Genomic DNA, 19863 nt, shown 5'->3' with positions numbered 1-19863 from the left:
GGGCCGGACGGACGCGTCCCGATCACACCAGACGGGGGTTCGGCTTGTTGCTGTCGATCTCGTACCGGGCGAGCGCCTTTTTCAGCACCGCATCGGTGACGGTCCCCTGCCTGTGCAGCGCGACCATGGCCGCGGCGGCGATGTGGTTGGAATCCACCTCGAAGAACCGGCGCAGGTTGACCCGGCTGTCGGACCGCCCGAACCCGTCGGTGCCCAGGACCGTGAAGTCCTGCGGCACGAACGCGCGGATCTGTTCGGCATAGTTCTTCATGTAATCGGTGGCCGCGATGACCGGTCCGGTCACCCCTTCAAGCTGTTGCGTGACAAACGGCACCTTCTGATCTCCAAGGGGGTCCAGCCGGTTGGCCCGCGCGCAGTCCTGACCGTCGCGGGCCAGCTCGTTCATCGAGGTCGCCGACCAGATGTCCGAGGTCACGCCGAAGTCTTCCTTCAGCATCTCGGCCGCCTTGATCGCCTGCACCAGGATCGTGCCCGACCCCATCAGGTTGACATGCTTCTTGTTCGGCTTGGCGGTTTTCGAGAACCGGTAAAGCCCCTTGATGATGTCCTCTTCTACACCCATCGGCATGTCCGGATGGGTGTAGTTCTCGTTCATCAGCGTCAGGTAGAAATACACGTCGTCCTGCTCGACATACATCCGCTTGAGCCCGTGATGGACGATCACCGCCACCTCGTAGCTGAAGGTCGGATCGTAGCTGATGCAGTTCGGGATGGTGCCCGCCAGGATGTGGGAATGCCCGTCCTCGTGCTGCAGCCCCTCGCCGTTCAGCGTCGTGCGCCCGGCGGTCCCGCCCAGCATGAAGCCCCGCGCGCGGCTGTCGCCCGCCGCCCAGGCCAGGTCGCCGATCCGCTGGAACCCGAACATCGAGTAGTAGATGAAGAACGGGATCATCGGCACGCCGTGGTTGGAGTACGACGTGGCCGCCGCAATCCAGTCGGCCATGGCCCCGGCCTCGTTGATGCCCTCCTGCAGGACCTGTCCGGTCTCGCTCTCCTTGTAATAGGACATCTGGTCCCGGTCTTCGGGGATGTAGGTCTGCCCCATCGGGTTGTAGATCCCCACGGACCGGAACAAGCCTTCCATCCCGAAGGTGCGGCTCTCGTCCGGCACGATCGGCACGACCTGCTTGCCGATGTTCTTGTCGCGCAAGAGCGTCGTCAGGATCCGCACGAAGGCCATGGTGGTCGAAATCTCACGCGTGCCGGTGGATTTCAGCTCCTTGCCGAAGGCCTCCAGCGCGGGGATCTCCAGCTTGGGCGTATCGCGCCATTCGCGCTTTGGGAACTCGCCGCCCAGCTCCTTGCGCCGCTCCAGGATATAGGCCTTCTGAGCGTTGTTCAGCGCCACGAACGGGGCCTTGCCCACATCCTCGTCGCTGACAGGGATCTTGAAGCGGTCGCGGAAGGCGCGCAACTGCTCCTCGTTCATCTTCTTTTGCTGGTGGGTGGTGTTCTGGCCCTCGCCGGCCGTGCCCATCCCGTGACCCTTCACGGTCTTGACCAGCAGACAGCTCGGCTGCCCCTTGGTCTCGGTCGCCTTCTTGAACGCGGTATAGACCTTCTGCGGGTCGTGCCCGCCCCGGCGCAGCGCCCAGATCTGCTCATCGGTCCAGTCCTCGACCAGCGCCGCGGTCTCGGGATACTTGCCAAAGAAATGCTTGCGGATATAGGCGCCGTCCTTGGATTTGAACGTCTGGTAGTCGCCGTCCACGGTCTCGTCCATCAGCTGGCGCAACCGGCCCGAGACGTCTTTCTCCAGCAATTCGTCCCAGCCCTTGCCCCAGAGCAGCTTGATGACGTTCCAGCCCGCGCCGCGGAAGTCGCCTTCCAGCTCCTGCACGATCTTGCCATTGCCGCGCACCGGCCCGTCGAGCCGTTGCAAGTTGCAGTTGATCACGAAGATCAGGTTATCGAGCCCCTCGCGCACCGCGAGGTCAATGGCGCCCCGGCTTTCCGGCTCGTCCATCTCGCCATCGCCCAGGAAACACCACACCTTGCGGTCGGCCATGTCGATGAGGCCCCGGCTGTGCATGTATTTCATGAACCGCGCCTGGTAGATCGCCATGAGCGGGCCGAGCCCCATCGACACGGTCGGGAACTGCCAGTAGTCCGGCATCAGCCACGGGTGCGGATAGGATGACAGGCCAGACCCGTCGACCTCGGAGCGGAAATTTTCCAGCTGCTCCTCGCTGATCCGGCCTTCCATGAAGGACCGCGCATAGATCCCCGGGATCACATGGCCCTGGAAGAACACGAGGTCCCCACCGTGGATCGCCGATTTCGAGCGCCAGAAGTGGTTCAGACCCACATCATACATCACCGCCGAGGACGCAAAGGACGCGATATGCCCGCCATATTCCGAGCTGACCTTGTTGCGGCGCACGACCGTGGCCATGGCGTTCCAGCGGTTGATGGTGCGGATCCGCCATTCCATCTCCAGGTCGCCGGGGAAGTCGTACTGGTCATCGGCGGGAATGGTGTTCTGGTAGGGCGTGGTGGCCGAGAACGGCAGGGTCGCGCCCGCCGCGCGGGCCTGCTGCACCGCCTTGTCCAGAAGGTAATGGGCGCGATCCGCGCCGTCCCGGGCGATCACATCCTCGATGGCTTCCTGCCATTCCTGGGATTCCACCGGGTCGATATCGTGCTTGGTGTCCGTCATGATCCTCTGTCCCTTGGTCCGGACTCTGCGGCCCAGCCATTTCGTTCAGCATTAAATCAATCGCTGTAACCGGATGGGAAATTCCTCCTCCCTCCCGCTCGACCCCCACCGGGGCCGTGCGATCAACGCATGCCGCGTGATGATGTGTGGGTAACACGGGGGCCGTTAGGTCAGAACCCCTGCCAGATGCATAGCGCTACGCAGCTGATGCATACCAATGGTTCAACATTAAACTTCCTCCCGTTTTGCGCCGTAATGCTTGCACTTCGACATCTTCCCGATCCCGGGATTCATGGAATTCGTCGGATCCACGCTCTTGTAGAACGCAGCAAGGTCCGGTTTGGCTCCATAAAGATGTCCGACATTGTGCTCGGCGGGGTATTCCGCACCCCGTTTGTCAAGCAATTCAAGCATTTCCGCCTTCAGCGCCTTCACGTCGACGCCCTTCTTGACGATGTAATCCTGGTGCAGAACGTGGCACATGAAGTGCCCGTAATAGAGCTTGTGCACAAGCTTGTCCGCGATATGCGGCGGCAGTTCTTCGAGCCAGGCACGCTCGTTCCGCTTCAAGGCAATATCCAGCGCAAGGATATCCTCCACCTGGTCCGCATGGATGTTTTGGTACCGGATCGCCGCACCGGCGGCGGCAAACCGGTGCAGCCCGGCGATCTTGCCCTCCTTGGGCGTACACTCGAAATAATCGCCACCCCGCCCCGCGAAGAACGCACCCAGGAAATCGCGCGCCTCGTCGATCCCCTCATCGCGCATCTTCAGGATCAGGTGATGCTCGAACCGGTCGCGATACGCCATCATCCGCTTGGGGATCAGCCGCGGCACCAATGCGCTGGCGGCTTGCATGAACTTGTCGGTGAACCCGCGCGTCAACGCGAGCTTGTTCAACCGCGCATCCACCGCCCCTTTCATGGCAAAGAACATCGGCAGCTTGTCGGTGCCGAGCCAGTTGATCATCATCACCGTGTCCTTGCCGTATTTCTCGGCGATGTCGAAGATCTCTCTGGCCATGTATTCGGCCGACACCGGCAGGGACTTGAACTCCGCCAGCATGTGGCGGCGCAACTCGGTCAGCTCGTCGGGGTCGTTCGTGCCGATATAGAACACCTGCTCGGCGTCATTCTTGGGGTAGGTGTCGAGCCGCACGGCGAACACCGCCAGCTTGCCCGCGCATCCCGCCGCCTCGTACAGCCGCCGTTTGTCGGCGTTGAACCGGGCGGGCGTGTCGGCCTCCACATCGCGCACGCGGGTGGCGTATTCGGTATCCGAGGCCTGTTTGTTGGAATACTCCACATCCGCGTCGGCGAACCTGCCCTCCTGCAACCGCGTCAGGATCTCTTCGGGCGTCTCGCCGAGGTTGATGCCCAGATGATTGACCAGCTCCAGCTGCCCGTCCGCCGTGATCTGCGCAAAAAGAGACAGCTCGGTATAGGACGGCCCCCGCTCGATCAGCGCGCCGCCCGAATTGTTGCACACCCCGCCGACGATCGACGCCCCGATGCAGGACGACCCGATCACCGAATGGGGCTGCCGGCCCAAGGGGGCCAGCAGTTTCTCCAACGCGAACAGGGTCGCACCCGGCAGGCTCACCACCTGCCGCCCACCGTCCAGCACCGTCAGCTGGTCCATCCGCCGGGTGTTGATCAGCACCACGTCCCGGTCATACCCGCCATTGGGGGTGGAGCCTTCGGTCAGCCCGGTATTGGCCGCCTGCATGATGACGATCTTGTCCGCCTTCACGCAGGCCTGCAGGACGCGCCACTGCTCCAGGATGGTGCCGGGCTGGACCACGGCCAACGCCTCGCCCTCGCCCGATCGAAACCCCTTGCGGAACCGCTCGGTCTTGCGCGGGTCGGTCATCAGGTGCCGGGCCCCGACGATCCCGCGCAGGGTTTCGATCAGCTCCGGGTCCGTCATGCGTCCAGCCTCCATCAGTAGGCCACCGACGGCAGCCAGGTTGCGAGCGCAGGCAGCAGGAACACCAACGCCAACCCCGTCAGCTGCAGCAGGACAAACGGGATGATCCCCTTGTAGATGTCCAGCAGCTTGATCTCCGGCGGGCAAACTCCCTTGAGATAGAACAGGGCAAACCCGACCGGCGGAGTCAAGAATGATGTCTGCAAGGTGACTGCGACAAGAATGACGAACCACACCAGAGTCGGCTCATCCAGCACCCCGAAACCGGGGATATCCATGCCCAGCGCGTTCACGATGGGCCGCATCAGCGGCAGCACGATCAGCGTGATCTCGATCCAGTCCAGAACGAAGCCCAACAGGAACACGATGAACAGGATGAACAGGATCGTGCCGTTGGGGCCCAGCCCCGTGGCCGCGATCATGTGCTCGATCAACGCGTCCCCGCCCAGCTCGCGCAGGACGTAAGAGAACACCGTCGCCCCGAGGAAGATCGCGAAGATATAGGCGGTGGTGTTGAAGGTCGACACCAGCACATTGACCAGCTTGTGCAGGGTCAGCTTGCGATAGCCGAGCGCCAGCAGGGTCGCGCCCAGCGCGCCGATGCCCGAGGCTTCGGTCGGCGTGCAGATACCTGCGAAAATCGACCCCAACACCGCCAGGATCAGGCCCAGCGTCGGCAGCACCGCGACCATCACATCCTTGACCGCCTGCCAATCGGGCGATTGCGCACCCTCCGGCACCGGGGCCACGTCGGGCTTCAGGTACGAGATCACGAAGATATAGACCAGGTAGAGCCCCCCGATGATCACCCCCGGGAACACCGCGGCCATGAACAGATCGCCCACCGACAGCGCCATCTGGTCCGCCATGATGACCAGCATGATCGACGGCGGAATGAGGATGCCCAGGGTGCCCGAGGCCGACACGACCCCCGCGGCCAGGCGCGGCGAGTATTTCTGCTGCATCATCGCCGGCAGGGACAGAACCCCCAGCAGCACAACGGATGCGCCGATGATCCCCGTGGAGGCCGCCAGGATGATCCCGATCATCGTCACCGTGATCGCCAGCCCGCCGCGCGTCTTGCCGAAAAGCCGCTGCATCGAGGTCATCAGCCGCTCCGCGACCCCGCTCTCGTCCAGCATCAGCCCCATGAAGATGAACATCGGCAGGGCCACCAGAACCGCGTTCGACATGGTCGCATAGACCCGGTTCACCGTGGCGCCCAGGGTCAGGTAATCCAGCCCCGTGAGCGTGCCTTCCAGCCCGGTCCACAGCATCAGGTCGTTGTCGAACAGGAACGCGAGCCCGCAATAGGCCACACCCACCCCCGACAGCACCCAGGCCACCGGGTACCCGGTGAACAAGAGCGCGATGAAGGTGATGAACATCGCCACCACCAGCTTCTCTTCCGTCGTCTCCACCAGGAAACTCAGACCGAAGCCCACGACCGCGAAGGCCAGCAGCGCCATCAGCACCACACCCAGCCCACGGCCCGGACGTTCATCCTCGTACCCGACCCAGAGCGCATGGGCATCATGGATCAACCGCGCCACTGCCGCGATGCCCAGCAAAACGAAACTGATGGGAATGATAGCCTTGAACGCCCAGCGCAGGGGCAGACCCGTGGGGCTGTCGGAGCGCTCGTTCACCCGGTAGCTCTCGTAAAAATAATCCCAGCCCTGGTCCACCATCAGGTAGATCAGCGGCACCAGCAGGAACAGGATGCCCAGCACCTCGATGATCCGCTGGGACCGGCGGCTGAGTTGCATGTGCAAGAGATCGACCCGCACATGGCTGTCCGTGACCAGCGCGTAGGAGATGCCGATCATCGTCACCGCGCCGTAGAAATGCCACTGGATCTCGTCCAGCTTGGGGAAGTTCTGGTTCAGCAGGTAGCGGAACAGCACCTGCGCCACGATGGCGGAAATGAGCGCGATATTGGCCCACATCACCACATGGCCCACGCCCTTTACCGCATTGTCCAGCGCCACCGCCACCGGCTGCCTGTCGCGCTCCTCGTGTTCGAGAATATGCTCGTAGGTTTCGAGCGGGTCCTCGATCTGGGGGATGTCCACCGCCATCGTTCCTCTCCTCTGGTCCTTGAATGGCGGACGCATCTGTCCAGCCGGATTTGTGCAACGGTCTGAAAAATCAGGAAATCAGGAGGGGCGACGCCACATGGGCGCCGCCCCGGGCCACGGTCAGTCCCGCGGCAGGAAGGCGTTGCGCTTCCACAGAGCGTAGCCGTCGCGGAACGTGGTCATGTCCGCCAGTACCTTGGCGAAGAATTCATCGTTCGCGGCTTCTTCTGCGGCCACCTCGTCCCAGGTCGCCCGGAACAGCTCCAGCATCTCCGGCGACCACTGCTTCATCTCGACACCGTTCTTTTCCACGTTGTCGATCAGCGCCGCGTGCTGGATCGCCTCACCCTCGGCGAAGCTGTCGGCCATGGACGCCTTGCAGGCGCTCTCGATGATCGCCTTGTGCTGCTCGCTGGCGTCGTTCCAGACGTCCTTGTTGATCATCAACTCGAACACGGTCGCCTGCTGGTGCCAGCCGGGGAAGTAGTTGAACTTCACCAGCTTGTGGAAACCGAGCCGTGCATCGATGGCGGGCATCGAGAACTCGGTCGCGTCGATGGCGCCCTTCTCCAGCGCCGGGAAGATCTCGCCGCCGGGCAGCAGCGATGTGGCCACGCCCAGCTTCTGCATCACCTTGCCGCCCAGCCCGAAGAACCGCATCTTCAGCCCGTTCAGATCTTCGGCCGACGTGATCTCCTTGGCGAACCAGCCCGAGGTTTCGGGCGCCAGGATCGCGCAGGGCAGCACATGCACGTTGTAGCCGGCCTGGTCATACATCTCCTGATAGAGATCCATGCCGTTGCCGTAATAGAGCCACGCCATGTACTCGCCCGCCTCGGGGCCGAACGGCACGGCCGAGAACAGGGGGGCCGCCGGGATCTTGCCCGCCCAATACCCGGCGGTGGTGTAGCCGGAGTTGATCTTGCCCGAGGACACCGCATCCAGGATCTCGAAGGCCGGGACCAGTTTGCCGGGCTCGTACACCTTCATCTTCAGCGTTCCGCCGGACATGGTCGCCAGTGCATCGGCCACCCGCGGGATCGGCGTGCCCAGCCCCGGCAGGGCCGTCGAGAACGCGATCGGGGTCTTGAGCAGCATCTTGTCGGCGGCATGGGCCATGGGCGCGGTCAGCATCGTCGCCGCGGCCAGCAGGCAGGTCAGGGTCTTTTTCATGTTTCCTCCACGAGTTTTTTCGGCCCTCCTGGGTCTTGCATCGGGGCCAGTGTCAGGGCCGGTGCCGGGATCGTTTTCCGCCACCTTGCCGTGGTTCATAAACTTGACCACCCCCTTGCGGCAAACTTTATTTACCGGCCGCGACAATTCGTGCGCATGGCCCCTCTGCACCGGGTGCATGGCTCTGAGCCCGAAAAATAAGGTATATTTTTTGCCCTCATTTCCCTAACCCCCTTGGTATGCAACGGTATTCCCCAGCTGACCCAGGCAAGCAACCCTTGAAGTCACGCCCAAAAGGACAATATTATTTACCGGACCCCCGCGCCGCCAAACGCCACCGGAGACCGCCCATGCCCACCGATCCGCACATCTTCCAGCCCATCGACCACGATTCGGTCGCCGACGCCGTGGTCACGCAGATCGAGGATCTGATCGTCTCCCGCGTGCTGCGCCAGGGCGCGCGCCTGCCCGCCGAACGGGACCTGGCCGAGGCCCTCGGCGTCTCCCGCCCCAAGCTGCGCGAGGCGCTCAAACGGCTGGAGGACGAGGGCCTGCTGGAGACCCGCAAGGGCGAAGGCTCCTTTGTCGCGCAACTGACCAATACCGCCATGTCCCCGGCGCTGTTGGACCTGTTCTCCCGCCATGGCGAGGCGTTCTTCGAGTACCTCGAATACCGCAAGGAACAGGAGGCCTTCGCCGCCCGTCTCGCCGCGGAACGCCACACCGATTTCGACGCCCAGGCGATCTCGCAACACCTAGCGAACATGCGCATAGCCCAGGACCGCGACGACGCCCGCGCCTCCATGGAAAGCGACATCGCCTTTCACTCGGCCATCGTCGACGCATCGCACAACACCATGCTCAGTCACATGATGTCCTCGATCTACGAGCTGACCCGCCGCGGCGTGTTCTACAACCGCGACTACCTGCGCGCCATCGACGGCACGGGCGAGATGCTGCTGGCCCAGCACGAGGCGATCGGCGCCGCCATCCTCGCCCGCGACCCCGACGCCGCCGAGGCCGCCGCCCGCGCCCATATCGACTTTGTCGGCGCCTCGTTCCGCAAGGGCGAGGAACAGCAACGCCGCGAAGCGCTCGCCGAGAAACGCTACGCCCTGACCCGGCCCGCCTGACGTCCGCTCGACGCGCCCCGCCCCCGCCCTAGCTCTGGTCCAGACCGGAAAGGACAGGCATGGCCCTCAACGCGATGACAGTTTCCGCGGGCACCGCCCTCGACGTGCTCCGCACCGCCTGGGCGGCGCAGCGCGCCGGGCGCCTGACGGCGGCCTACATGCTCCACGGCGCGCCCGGGGTCGGCAAATCCCAGATCGTGGCGCAGCTGGCCGAGGAGATCGGCGCGCGCCTCTTCGATCTGCGCCTCACCACCATCGAGCCGCAGGATCTGCGCGGCCTGCCCTATTACGACCACGACGCCCGCAAGACCGTCTGGTACCGCCCCGAGGACCTGCCGGACGACCCCGACGCGCCCTCGGTGCTGTTTCTCGACGAACTCACCGCCGCGGCGCCCAGCCTGCAACCCACGGTCTATGGCCTGCTGCAGGAACGCCGCGTGGGCCAGCACCGCTTGCCCGACAGCGTGTTCCTCGTCGCTGCCGGAAACACGGTCGAGGACGGCGCCATCGCCTACGAGATGGGCAGCGCGCTGTCGGACCGGCTGGTGCATCTGCACGTCACCGCCTCGGCCACCGACTGGCTGGAAAACTTCGCCGTCCCCCACGGCCTGCACCCGGCGGTCATCGCCTTCCTGCGCAGCCGTGGCGATCTTCTGTCCACCGGGGCCGCGGCCCAGGAACGCGACGAGATCATCGCCGCCACCCCCCGCGCCTGGGAACGGGTCAGCGACATCCTCCGCGCCGTGCCCGACCGCCGCCAACGCAACATCCTCGTGGCCGGTACCGTGGGCGAGGCGATCGGCGCCGAATTCGCCCTCGTGGCCGACGAGGTCGCGGCCTCGGTCAAGATCGAGGAGTTGCTCGCCACCGACCGGGGCCGCCGCGCGCCGCTCTATCCCGAAACGATGCACGGGCTGCACGCGCTGGTCTACGGGCTGATCGGCGCGCTGACGGCCCAGACCGCGCCGCGCATCATCGAATGCATGGCCGACCTCGCCACCCTGCCCGATGCGCGCCCCGAGCCGGTCTTCCGCACCCTGCCGCTGGAAGAATTGCGCACCCACGGGTTCGAGTTGCTGATCCAGCAGGCGCTCGCCCGCGACCTCGCCGACGCCTTCCTCGACAGCCCGGTCTATGCCGACTACGCCCGCGCGCGGGAGGATGCAGGCCTCGCATGAGCCGCGCGCAAACCCACAGCCGCCGCGCCACCCATGCGCTGCAAAAGCTGTCGGAGGCCGATCCGGCGCTCGCCGCTCTCGCGCTCTGGTGCGCCCACCGCGACGCCGATCTTCCGGGCGACCTGCCCGCCGACAGCGACGGGCACACCATCCGCTACGCGCCCGGCTTCGCGGCGCTGTCACTGCCGGAGCAGATGGGCCTCTGCGCCCACCACATCCTGCACATCGCCCTGCGCCATTCCGCCCGCAGCGAAACGCTCCGCCTGCGGCTCGGACCCGCCTTCGATCCGGACCTCTTCGGCATCGCCGCCGACATCCTGATCAACGAAACCCTGCTGCAGGCGGGCTATATCCAGCCCCGCCCCCATGTCAGCCACGCCACCGTGAAACGCGAGCTTGGCGTCGATAGCCCCGCCGACCTGCTCCGGAGCTTCGACGCCGAACGCCTCTTCATGGAGATGCGCCGCGACGCCGCCGCGAAGCCCGAGGGCCAGGGCAAGACCGACAAGATCAAGGCCATGGCGGGCACGGACGGCTTCCGCCCCGACATCGCCCCAAGCCCCACGGGCGAGGACGGCGACGAGGACACGCCCGAGGCCCGCGATTTCGAGTGGCGCCAGCACCTCGCCCGGGCGCTGGAGGCCGGGAAACTGGCTGGCCGGGGAATCGGCGCGCTCGGCTTCCGGCTCGCCGACATCCCCGAGACCACCACCCCGTGGGAGGTGATCCTGCGCGGCCTGCTGGACCGCGCGACACGGGCCGACCCGCGCCGCAGCTTCCGCCGCCCCGCGGGCCGCTGGGTCGCGGGCGAGGCCGAGGCGCGCGCACGCAGCCGCCCCGTCCCGGTCTTCGAGCCCGCCCTGCAGCGCGAGACGACCCAGCCCCGGATCGTGCTCGCCATCGACAGCTCCGGCTCGGTCACCGGCGATCAGCTGGCCCATTTCGCCGCGCAAATCGCCCGGATCGGGCGCCGGGTGCTGGCCGAGATCCACGTGCTGATCTTCGACGAGACCGTGCAATCGGCGCACAAGATGCGCGGCACCCACTGGGCCGCGACCCTGGCGGGCTGGGATTTCGCCCGCGACGGCGGGACGAGCTTCGTCGATGTGCTGGAACGCGCCGCCGCGCTGACCCCCTCGGCGGTCGTGGTGCTCACCGATCTCGACGGCCCCATGGGCGCCGCACCCGGCCGCGCCCCGGTAATCTGGGCCTGCCCCAAACCACCCGAGAGCCCCCCACCCTTCGGTCGCGTGCTGGTGCTGGACCGCTGACAGGGCGCGCACGCCTCTCCTTCTTTTGTGCAAAAATACTCACGACACGCCGCCCGCCGGCCCAAAGCGACACAAGCGTATCGCCGGGCCGCGGTGCGGCGCTTCACCATCCCATAGGATACGCCAGCGCAGGACAAGGCGCAGCCGCCGCGCACCGCCGGGCCGCCCACCGGCACGGCGATCCGGATGGGCCTGTGCTGCCGCAGGCTCGTCGTCCCATGGTGGCCCCATATACCGCGCCGCACGGCCCGAGGATCGCCGTACCGCGCCCCGCCGCCGCGCTCTGTCGTATCAAGGGGCAAACGTCGCGCCGCGAAACCGTCCTTACCCCCGCGCCCGGGCCATGGCCGCCAGCCGCTCATGGGCGGAGACCGCCGCGGGGTCGAAGGACACGCTCCATTCCAGCTTGTTCTGGGCAAGGCTCGCCAGTTGCAGCTGCTGCTCGGTCAACTCGGCGTCGAACAGGGTCTCGGCCAGCATCGCCCGCTCGGCGGCGTCGAGTTCGAGGAACCGCGGGCTCTCCCCGCCCATTTGCACCGACACGAAGGTCAGCTTCGGCACCCGCACCAGACCCGACTGCTCGATCACGAGGTGCAGCTCCCCCCGGGTCATCCCGCGCGCCGCCGCCACCCGCGCCAGCACCATGCGCGCCCGGCTGCGGAACAGGTCCATGGCCCGGGCGATCTCGGTCTCGCTGGCCAGCGCCCGGCGCTTCTCGCGGTCCGACACGGTCAGCACATAGGTCTCGATGATCAGCACGAAGCCGAACATCGCCAGCGGCGCCTGGCTGAGCGCCAGCGCCCAGTCGGGCCGCGCCAGCATCATCAGCGGAAAGGGGATCAGCGCGATCACGTAGCGCGTCAGGGATTTCTCGAACACGATCCGCCAGAACAGTTTCGAAAACCAGCGCCCGCGCGGATAGACCATCGCGCCCAGCGACAAGAGCTTGCGCGGCACATAGGTGGTGTCGAGCGTGCGGCGGCCGACGACGGTCTCCGGGGTGACGACGAAGATCATGGGCGCGCCCTCCCTGGCGCCAAGGGGCCATGTACGCCGCGAAACGGCTCTGTCGAGGGCTCAGGCCAGCAGGGCGTCGATCTCGGCGCGGCTCGGCATGGACGGCCCCGCGCCGGGACGGGTGACCGAGATCGACGCGGTCGCGCAGCCGAAGCGCAGGGCCGAGGCGGTGTCCTGTCCCTCGGCCAGGGCCGTCGCCAGCGCCCCGTTGAACGCATCGCCCGCGCCCGTGGTCTCGACCACCGGCCCAGGGGTGAAGGCGGGCTGGTGGATGGTCTGCGTGGCGCTACGATAGAGAACGCCCTGCGCGCCGAGGGTGACGATCACAGCCCCCGGGCCCCGCGCCAGCAGGGCATCGGCGGCCCGCACCGCGTCGTCGGGGCCGGTGACGGGGTGGCCGGTGAGCGCCTCCGCCTCGGTCTCGTTCGGCGTGACAATATCGCAAAGCGCCAGCAGCGCGTCGTCGAGGGGGGCTGCGGGGGCGGGGTTGAGGATCGTGGTGACACCGGCAGCGCGGGCGATCTCGAGCCCGCGGCGGGCGGCGGGCATGGGCTGTTCGAGCTGCGTCAGAAACACGCCCGCCCCGCCGATCATCTCCGCCTGCGCGTCGAGGTCCGCAGGGCCGAGCAGCGCCGCCGCCCCCGGAGCCACGATGATCGCGTTGTCGCCGGTCGCCGGGTCGACATAGATATAGGCCGCCCCGGTATAGCTGGCCGGATCGCGCGGCGCGGTGGCCCGCACCCCCGCCTCGGCCCAGATCGCCGCGGCCATGTCGGCAAAGGCATCCTCCCCGAGGCGTGTCAGAAACCGTGCGTCGCCGCCGGATTTCGCCGCGGCGATGGCCTGGTTGGAGCCCTTGCCGCCGGGGTTCAGCGCGAAGCTGTCGCCCAGAACGGTCTCGCCCATGCGCGGCGGGCGCGCGGCACGAAAGGCGCAATCGGCCACGAAGATACCCAGAATGACGATCGGTTTGCCCATGATGCTCTCCCCTTGCCGCGCCAGTCTAGCGCGCGGGCGGCGGGGCGCAATCGCATGGGAGGTTAACAGGTGGCATGGATCGGGATCGGAATTTGCCGACAAGTTTTTCCGGGAAATCCGGGGGGATCAAGGGGATACAGAGATTTGTTTCGCGCGCGAAACATTACGAGTCTTGAATAGGTTAACGGCCCAGGGAACAAGGATTTTCGAAAATCCTTGGCCGCCCGGCAGGCCTTGGCCCGCCGGGCGCGGGTCGGTCCGTCAGGACCGACACCGACTTGCGATCACTTCAACGACGCCATGAAGGCGTTCACCTCGTCGAGGGAGATGTATTCCTGCTCCGTGATGCCCTCTTCGGTAAAGCTCCAGATCACCGCAGGGGCCGACACGTCGCCGTTCTCGTCGAACTGCACGTTCCCGGTCGCGCCCTGGTAGAACACGTCGCCGCCACTGCTGAGCACCTCGACAGCCGCGGCGAAACCGGCGCCATCGGCGCTGATCGGTGTGCCTTCGGGGTTGGTCACACGGCCCACTTGCGCGGCGATCTCGGCGCCCGAGGCCCCCTCGCCCGCCGCCTGCATTGCCAGAAGCGCGATCATTGTCGCGTCATAGCTGTTGGCGAGGCCCGGGCCGGTCGGCGCGCTCTCGAACCGTTCGGTATAGCGGGTCACGAAGGCATCCGCGGACTCTGCGCGCGGCGAGGCGGTGTCGGTGCCCAGGGTGTTGCCCAGGAATTGCAGCCCGACATTCTCGGCAAACTCGTCGGACTTCAGGGAATTCGCCACGATCATGTTCTGCGTCCCGCCGAGCGACAGCCATTCGCGCACCGCCGCGATCCCCTCCTTGGGATAAAGCGCAAGATAGATCGCCTCCGGCTGGCCCTGCAGCGCCTCGGTCACCTCGGCGCGGTAGGAAGGTTGGCCGTCATTCAGCGCGACCGACCCCGTGACCTCGATCCCCAGCGCTTCGAGATCCGCGGCCACCAGCTTGCCGATGTCCTGGCCCCAGTCGTCGTTCTTGTAGAAGATCGCCACGGATTTGTAGCCCTGGTCCGCGGCCACCTTGGCGCCCATGGCCGCCTGCACGCCCGACGTGGCAAAGGTGCGGAACCACAGCCCCTCGGTCTTGCCCTCGGCGGCGAGTTGGGTGAAGGCGGTGGAGGACGAACAGCACGACATCTGCATCACGCCCGCAGGCAAGGTCACCGAAGTCAGGATCGGCATCGACACACCCGACGACACCGCGCCCAGCAGTACCCGCACCCCGTCGAGATCCACCAGCGCCTTGGCCGCGTCGACGCCGACCTTGGGGTCGACTTGGGTGTCGCGCAGCACCATCTCGATCTGGCAGCCGTTCACACCGCCCGCCTCGTTTACCTGATCGACAGCAAATTGTGCTGTCGCCGCGATGGGCTTGCCCCAGTCGACGGAGGTCGGCAGCACCGCGCCGATCTTGGTGGTGCAGGCACTGGCGGCTCCGGCGGCAACCAGCGCGCCGAGGGCAGCCCCGAGCATGAGCCCCGTCCGGGCGAGAGTGGTCGTTTTCATGGAAGTCTCCCTATTTTTATCTGTCGGTTTGGCCGGATTGTGACACAACCAGCCGCTCTGGGAAGAGGCCTTGGGGCCGCCAGAGCAACATGCCCACGATGACGCATCCGATCAGCACGAACTGGATCGATCCAGTGTAAAGCTGGACCTCGATCGGTGCGAAGCGCGACAGCGCCCAGCCGCTGGCGGTCCAGGCGCCCCAGATCAGGAACGCCCCCGCGATGGCGCCGCGATTGTTGCCGGCACCGCCGACGATCAGCATCGCCCAGATCTGGAAGGTCAGGATCGGCAGGACATCCTGCGGACTGATGAAGGCGTAGAAGGTGGCATAGAGCGCGCCCGCCAGCCCCAGGATCACCGAGCCGATCACGAAGGCGGTCAGCCGGATCCGGTCGGGGGATTTGCCAAGGGCCCGAGCGGCTGTTTCATCCTCGCGGATCGCGCGCAGCAGCCGTCCGAACGGGCCGCGGATCAGGCGCTCGAGCCCGAGATAGGTGGCGATCAGAGCGGCGAGCACGAAGGCGAGGAAGGCCGCGTTATAGGCCAGCCCCGGCGGGATCGTGTCGGCGAGCGGACGCTCGAACCCCCGCAGGCCCGAGGCGCCGCCGGCCAATCTTTGCGCGTTGCGCACCAGGTTCTCGAAGGCGACCGCGACCCCGAAGGTGGCGATGGCGAGGTAGTCATGCCTGAGCCGGATGGTCAGCAACCCGACGAGCCAGGCGAGGAGGCCCGCGATCACGAGCCCGCCGAGCAGCGCCAGCCCGTAGGGCAGCCCGAAGCCGCCGAGATGCGCCGCCTGGGGCGTGCCGCCGAGGATCAGCGTGGCGTAGCCGCCCGCCCCGAAGAAGGCCACGACGCCCCCGTTGAAAAGCCCCGTATTGCCCCAGTGCAGGTTCAGCCCCAGCACCGCGATCGCCAGGATGCTGGCGATGGTCGCGAAGAACACCAGGTAGGACACCAGCCCGATCATGTGGCGCGCGCCTCGCCGAAAAGCCCATGGGGGCGCAGGACCAGCACCGCGACAAGGATCAGGAAGGGCACCGAGGGGCTGTAGCCCGAGGGCAGCACCACAAGTGCGAGGTTCGCGGCGATCCCCACCAGGAACCCGCCCAGGACCGCGCCATAAATGCTGCCGATGCCGCCGACGATGGTGGCCGCGAAGATCGGCAGCACGAGGTCGCGCCCGATCACCGGCGTGATCTGGTTGGTCAGCCCGTAGAACACGCCCGCCGCCGCGGCGAGCGTGCCGCCGAGGATCCAGATCAGCGCCACCATGCGTTGCAGGTTTATGCCCGACACCTGCGCCAGCACCGGGTTCTCGGCCACCGCGCGCAGGGAGTAGCCGAAGGTCGTGCGTGACAGCACGAGGTGCAACACGACCATGATCGCCAGCGCGGCGACAAGGGTGAAGACCTGGTCGGGTTTCACCAGGATCAGCGGATCGCGACTGAGCACGGTGGCGAAAACGATGTCGTCGGAATAGAGTTGCGTGTTCAGCCCGAAGCCCAGCCCGATCAGGTTGCGGATCACCATGGCCACCCCGAAGGACGCAAAGACCATGGACAGCTCGCCCCCCTTCTCGCGCACGCGTTTGAAGATCAGCCGGTCGATGGCGATGGCCGACAGGCCCGTCAGGGCCATGGACGCAACCGTGGCAAGGCTGAGCGTCCAGGTCAGGCTGAGGGGCGGGATCGCGGTTTGCAGAGCGGGCAGCAGGGCCGAGAACAGCGCGTCGAACACAAGTGCTGCATAGGCGCCGATGCTGAGGAGTTCCGCGTGGGAGAAGTTGGCAAAGCGCAGCATGTGCATGGTGAGCGTCAGCCCGATCGCGCCCAGGGACAGGATCGCGCCCACGAGGATGCCGTCGAGCAGGTGCTGGATCATGAAGCCACCCGTTTGCCGCCGAGATAGATCTGGCCCACCACCGGATCGTCCAGCAGGTCGGCCGCCGGGCCGTCGATCTGGTTGCGGCCATCGGCGAGGATGTAGCAGTGATCCGACAGGCGCAGGGCCTGTTTGACGTTCTGTTCCACCAGCAGGATCGTCACCCCGGTCTCGGTCAGCGCACGGGCGTGTTCCAGCACCTCCTGGGCCGCCTTGGGCGCGAGGCCCGCAGACGGCTCGTCCATCAGGATCACGCGCGGGGCGGTGGCCAGCGCCATGGCCACGGCGAGGAATTGCCGCTGCCCGCCCGAGAGCGCCCCGGCCTTGTCGCCGAGCTTGTCGGCCAGCACCGGGAACTGATCGAGCAGCCCCGCGCGGCGGGCGGGGGCGTCGGCGCGCACGTGGCGCAGCACCAGGTCGAGGTTCTCGCGCACCGTGAGCGAGCGGAAGATGTTGTCGGACTGGGGGACATAGGCGATGCCGTGGCGCGCCAGAAGGTCCGGGCGCAGGCCGGTGATCTCGGTCTCGGCGGCGATGGTGCCGGAGGTGACCGGCACGAGGCCCGCGATGGCCTTGATCAGGGTGGATTTGCCCGCCCCGTTCGGGCCGATGATCACCGTGACCCTGGCGGCGCGGGCGCGCAGGGAGACGCCGTGCAGGATCGGCAGGCCGGGGCGATAGCCCGCGACCAGGTCGGTGATGGTGAGCGCGTCAGCCATGGGCCTGGGCCCCGAGATAGGCGTCGAGCAGCACGGGATCGGCCAGGGCCTGTTCCGGCGTGCCCTCGAAGATCACGCGGCCCTGCCCGAGGGCGATCACCGGGGTGCAGTGGCGCATAACGAAGTCCATGTCATGCTCGATGATCACGAAGGTCGTGCCCGCGCGGTTCAGGGTTTCGATCTTGTCGATCAGCACCTCGGTCAGCGCCGGGTTCACGCCCGCGGCGGGCTCATCGAGCAGGATCAGCGTCGGATCGCCCATGAGCACCCGCGCGAGTTCCAGCAGTTTCATCTGGCCGCCCGAGATCTCTCCGGCGGCCTGGTCGGCGAGCTTGGCGAGGGTGACGAATTCCAGCACGTCCATCGCCTTTTGCCGGATCGCGTCCTCTTGCGCGGCCATGGCGCGGGGGCTGAGGAAGGCCCCCCAGACCCGCTCGCCGATCTGGGCCTTGGGCGCGAGCATGACGTTTTCGAGCACGCTCATGCGGGCAAAAGGGCGCGGGATCTGGAAACTGCGTGCGAGCCCCGCGCGAAAGAGCGCGTCGGGCGGCTGGCCGGTGATGTCGCAGCCTTGCAGCGTGACCGTGCCGGAGGTGGGGCGCAGCGCGCCGGTGAGCACGTTGAAGAGCGTGGACTTGCCCGCCCCGTTGGGGCCGATCAGCCCGGTCATGGTGCCGGGCCCGACCTCAAGCGACACGTCATGAAGTGCCCGGAATGGCCCGAAATCATGGGTCAATCCGTGGGTAGCGAGGATCGGCTCAGCCATCGGCCGCGCCCAGCACCGCGTCGTCGGGTTTGGTGTTGAGGTTGTATTTCATGATCCGGCCATGGCGGCTGGTGCGGTCCCGCTCCAACCCGTAGACCGGGCCGGTCGGGCCGTCGGCTTGCGCCAGGATTGCCGCCAGTGCCGCGCGGTCCTCGGCATCGAGGACCAGGTCGAACACCTCCAGCGTGCGCGGCAAATGCCGGGCATAGCGCGCCCCGACGATGGCCGCGGCGACCCCCGGCTGGTCGAGCACATGGCGCGTGGCGACGGCGCTGAGGCCCACGCCGTGCTTGTCGCCGATCGCCTTGAGAGTGCGCAGCAGGCTCTGGAAGCGGTCCCATGGGCCGAATTCATCGATGATCAGGCGATACTTGACGAGCGAGCGGTTCGCGAAGGCGAAGCCGGGGTCCGGGGCGCCGAGCCAGTGCTCGGTCAGGAACCCGCCCGCCAGGGTGCCGTAGCACAGAAGCTGCATGTCTTGGCCCGTGGCCCAGTCCGCCAGCCCGTTCGCGGGGCGCGCATCGAGCACGGAGTATTGCACCTGGGTCGAAACCAGATCGAAGCCCGCCTCGGTGAAGCGCGCGGTCTCGGCGATGTCCCAATTGGTCACCCCGAGATTGCCGATCTTGCCCTTGGCCTGCTCGTCCTTGAGCACCGAGAGAGCGGCGACCGCGTCGCCCTGCCCCAGGTCCCACCAGAAGAACTGCACCAGGTCGAGCCGGTCGACTTGAAGGCGCATCAGCGAGCGGTCGATGATCGCCACCACCTCCTCGGGGCGCAGGTCCGCAAGCCGCCCGAGGTCCGGGACCAGCTTGGTATGCACGCAGACGCGGTCCGCCACCGAGGCCCCGCGGCGGCGGCGCAGATCGGCGATGAAGGCCCCGATCATCTCTTCGACGCCCACATAGATGTCGGCGCAGTCGAAGGTGGTGATCCCGGCGTCGAGAAACGCCTCCATGTCGCGGATGGCGGCGTCGCGGTCCACGGATCCGTGATCTCCGGCCAGCTGCCAGCCGCCCTTGATCACGCGGCTGATCTCGTGATCGTGGCGCAGTTGCGCGGTCTCGGGGTTCATGGTTCGCCCTCCCAGTACGGGGTGCCGCGGGCGTCGGGGAGCCCGGTGGTGGCGGCATGGGCGAACCAGCGGCGGGCTTCGCGGATGATGCGAAAACGGCCGCCGCAATGGGGGTCCGGGCAGGCGACCTCGGCATCGGTGGACATCCAGTCGCCCGGTGCGGTCTCGCGCTGTTTCGCGGGCAGGAGCGGCAGGAGCGCGGCGAGCGCGTACATCGACACCCGGGTTCCGGGGTCGAAGACCAGCGTCTCGCCCTCCACCCGGAAGCTTTCGCCCGCCACGTGGCGGCAGACCGGCGCGCGCTCGGGGTCGAGCACGGTTTCCACCCGCAGGTCATAGAGCCAGACGCCCGCCTCGTCGCTGTTGTCCTGCATGTCCTCGCCTGCGTGATCTGTGATATCTTATCGTAGATAGGATATTCTTGACCTGTCA

Annotated in this window: 16 protein-coding genes; 3 read left to right on the top strand and 13 right to left on the bottom strand. The window is 66.6% G+C overall.

All coding sequences use genetic code 11. The annotated features are described in order from the left end of the window. Window positions 1–22: 22 nt before the first annotated feature. The 4 genes from aceE to PVW48_RS00380 all read right to left on the bottom strand — a co-directional run bounded on the left by aceE (window position 23) and on the right by PVW48_RS00380 (window position 7863). On the bottom strand, window positions 23–2680 hold the full coding sequence (gene aceE / locus PVW48_RS00400; protein ID WP_012178638.1) for a pyruvate dehydrogenase (acetyl-transferring), homodimeric type: 2658 nt from the start codon (window positions 2678–2680) through the stop codon (window positions 23–25). A gap of 228 nt (window positions 2681–2908) precedes the next feature. Next, a complete protein-coding gene (dld, locus tag PVW48_RS00395) occupies window positions 2909–4609 on the bottom strand; it encodes a D-lactate dehydrogenase (RefSeq protein ID WP_274579781.1) in 1701 nt (566 codons plus the stop codon). Window positions 4610–4623: 14 nt separating this feature from the next. Beyond that, window positions 4624–6690, bottom strand: coding sequence for a TRAP transporter large permease subunit (locus PVW48_RS00390; protein WP_338020460.1), 2067 nt, complete (start codon window positions 6688–6690; stop codon window positions 4624–4626). A 120-nt stretch (window positions 6691–6810) separates the two neighbouring features. Continuing rightward, window positions 6811–7863, bottom strand: a complete 1053-nt coding sequence (locus PVW48_RS00380) for a TRAP transporter substrate-binding protein (protein ID WP_044027755.1) — start codon at window positions 7861–7863, stop codon at window positions 6811–6813. 350 nt (window positions 7864–8213) lie between these two features. Between PVW48_RS00380 and PVW48_RS00375 the strand changes: the two genes are divergently transcribed. The 3 genes from PVW48_RS00375 to PVW48_RS00365 are packed head-to-tail and all read left to right on the top strand — an operon-like array spanning window position 8214 to window position 11445. Next, a complete protein-coding gene (locus PVW48_RS00375) occupies window positions 8214–8996 on the top strand; it encodes a FadR/GntR family transcriptional regulator (RefSeq protein ID WP_012178642.1) in 783 nt (260 codons plus the stop codon). 59 nt (window positions 8997–9055) lie between these two features. After that, window positions 9056–10174: an AAA family ATPase gene (locus PVW48_RS00370; RefSeq protein WP_274579778.1), complete on the top strand. Its 1119-nt coding sequence runs from the start codon at window positions 9056–9058 to the stop codon at window positions 10172–10174. Then, the gene (locus PVW48_RS00365; RefSeq protein ID WP_274579775.1) at window positions 10171–11445 is read left to right on the top strand and encodes a DUF2201 family putative metallopeptidase; all 1275 of its coding nucleotides are present in this window, start codon (window positions 10171–10173) and stop codon (window positions 11443–11445) included. The genes PVW48_RS00370 and PVW48_RS00365 overlap by 4 nt, the downstream gene beginning before the upstream one ends. Before the next feature lie 324 nt (window positions 11446–11769). Here the strand turns inward: PVW48_RS00365 and PVW48_RS00360 are convergent, their stop codons facing one another. The 9 genes from PVW48_RS00360 to PVW48_RS00320 all read right to left on the bottom strand — a co-directional run bounded on the left by PVW48_RS00360 (window position 11770) and on the right by PVW48_RS00320 (window position 19805). Next, a complete protein-coding gene (locus PVW48_RS00360) occupies window positions 11770–12462 on the bottom strand; it encodes a hypothetical protein (protein ID WP_274579774.1) in 693 nt (230 codons plus the stop codon). Between the two features lie 60 nt (window positions 12463–12522). Next, window positions 12523–13440 carry a ribokinase gene (locus tag PVW48_RS00355; RefSeq protein WP_012178646.1) on the bottom strand — a complete coding sequence of 306 codons (918 nt, stop codon included), beginning with the start codon at window positions 13438–13440 and terminating at the stop codon, window positions 12523–12525. Between the two features lie 284 nt (window positions 13441–13724). Then, the gene (locus tag PVW48_RS00350; RefSeq protein WP_274579771.1) at window positions 13725–14987 is read right to left on the bottom strand and encodes an ABC transporter substrate-binding protein; all 1263 of its coding nucleotides are present in this window, start codon (window positions 14985–14987) and stop codon (window positions 13725–13727) included. A gap of 16 nt (window positions 14988–15003) precedes the next feature. Beyond that, on the bottom strand, window positions 15004–15957 hold the full coding sequence (locus PVW48_RS00345) for a branched-chain amino acid ABC transporter permease (protein WP_274579770.1): 954 nt from the start codon (window positions 15955–15957) through the stop codon (window positions 15004–15006). Further along, entirely contained in the window at window positions 15954–16871 is a 918-nt protein-coding gene (locus PVW48_RS00340) for a branched-chain amino acid ABC transporter permease (RefSeq protein ID WP_012178649.1), read from the bottom strand. Before PVW48_RS00340 ends, PVW48_RS00345 begins: the two co-directional genes overlap by 4 nt. Continuing rightward, complete coding sequence (locus PVW48_RS00335) at window positions 16868–17590, bottom strand: ABC transporter ATP-binding protein (RefSeq protein ID WP_274579769.1); 723 nt, start codon at window positions 17588–17590, stop codon at window positions 16868–16870. Before PVW48_RS00335 ends, PVW48_RS00340 begins: the two co-directional genes overlap by 4 nt. Next, the gene (locus tag PVW48_RS00330) at window positions 17583–18356 is read right to left on the bottom strand and encodes an ABC transporter ATP-binding protein (protein ID WP_274579768.1); all 774 of its coding nucleotides are present in this window, start codon (window positions 18354–18356) and stop codon (window positions 17583–17585) included. Before PVW48_RS00330 ends, PVW48_RS00335 begins: the two co-directional genes overlap by 8 nt. Next, complete coding sequence (locus tag PVW48_RS00325) at window positions 18349–19431, bottom strand: aldo/keto reductase (RefSeq protein ID WP_274579766.1); 1083 nt, start codon at window positions 19429–19431, stop codon at window positions 18349–18351. Before PVW48_RS00325 ends, PVW48_RS00330 begins: the two co-directional genes overlap by 8 nt. After that, window positions 19428–19805: a TIGR04076 family protein gene (locus PVW48_RS00320; RefSeq protein WP_274579765.1), complete on the bottom strand. Its 378-nt coding sequence runs from the start codon at window positions 19803–19805 to the stop codon at window positions 19428–19430. Before PVW48_RS00320 ends, PVW48_RS00325 begins: the two co-directional genes overlap by 4 nt. Window positions 19806–19863 lie beyond the last annotated feature (58 nt).

The sequence above is a fragment of the Dinoroseobacter sp. PD6 genome (genome assembly GCF_028807315.1).
Lineage (GTDB): Bacteria > Pseudomonadota > Alphaproteobacteria > Rhodobacterales > Rhodobacteraceae > Dinoroseobacter > Dinoroseobacter shibae.
This window is presented reverse-complemented; position numbering and strand designations above follow the sequence as displayed.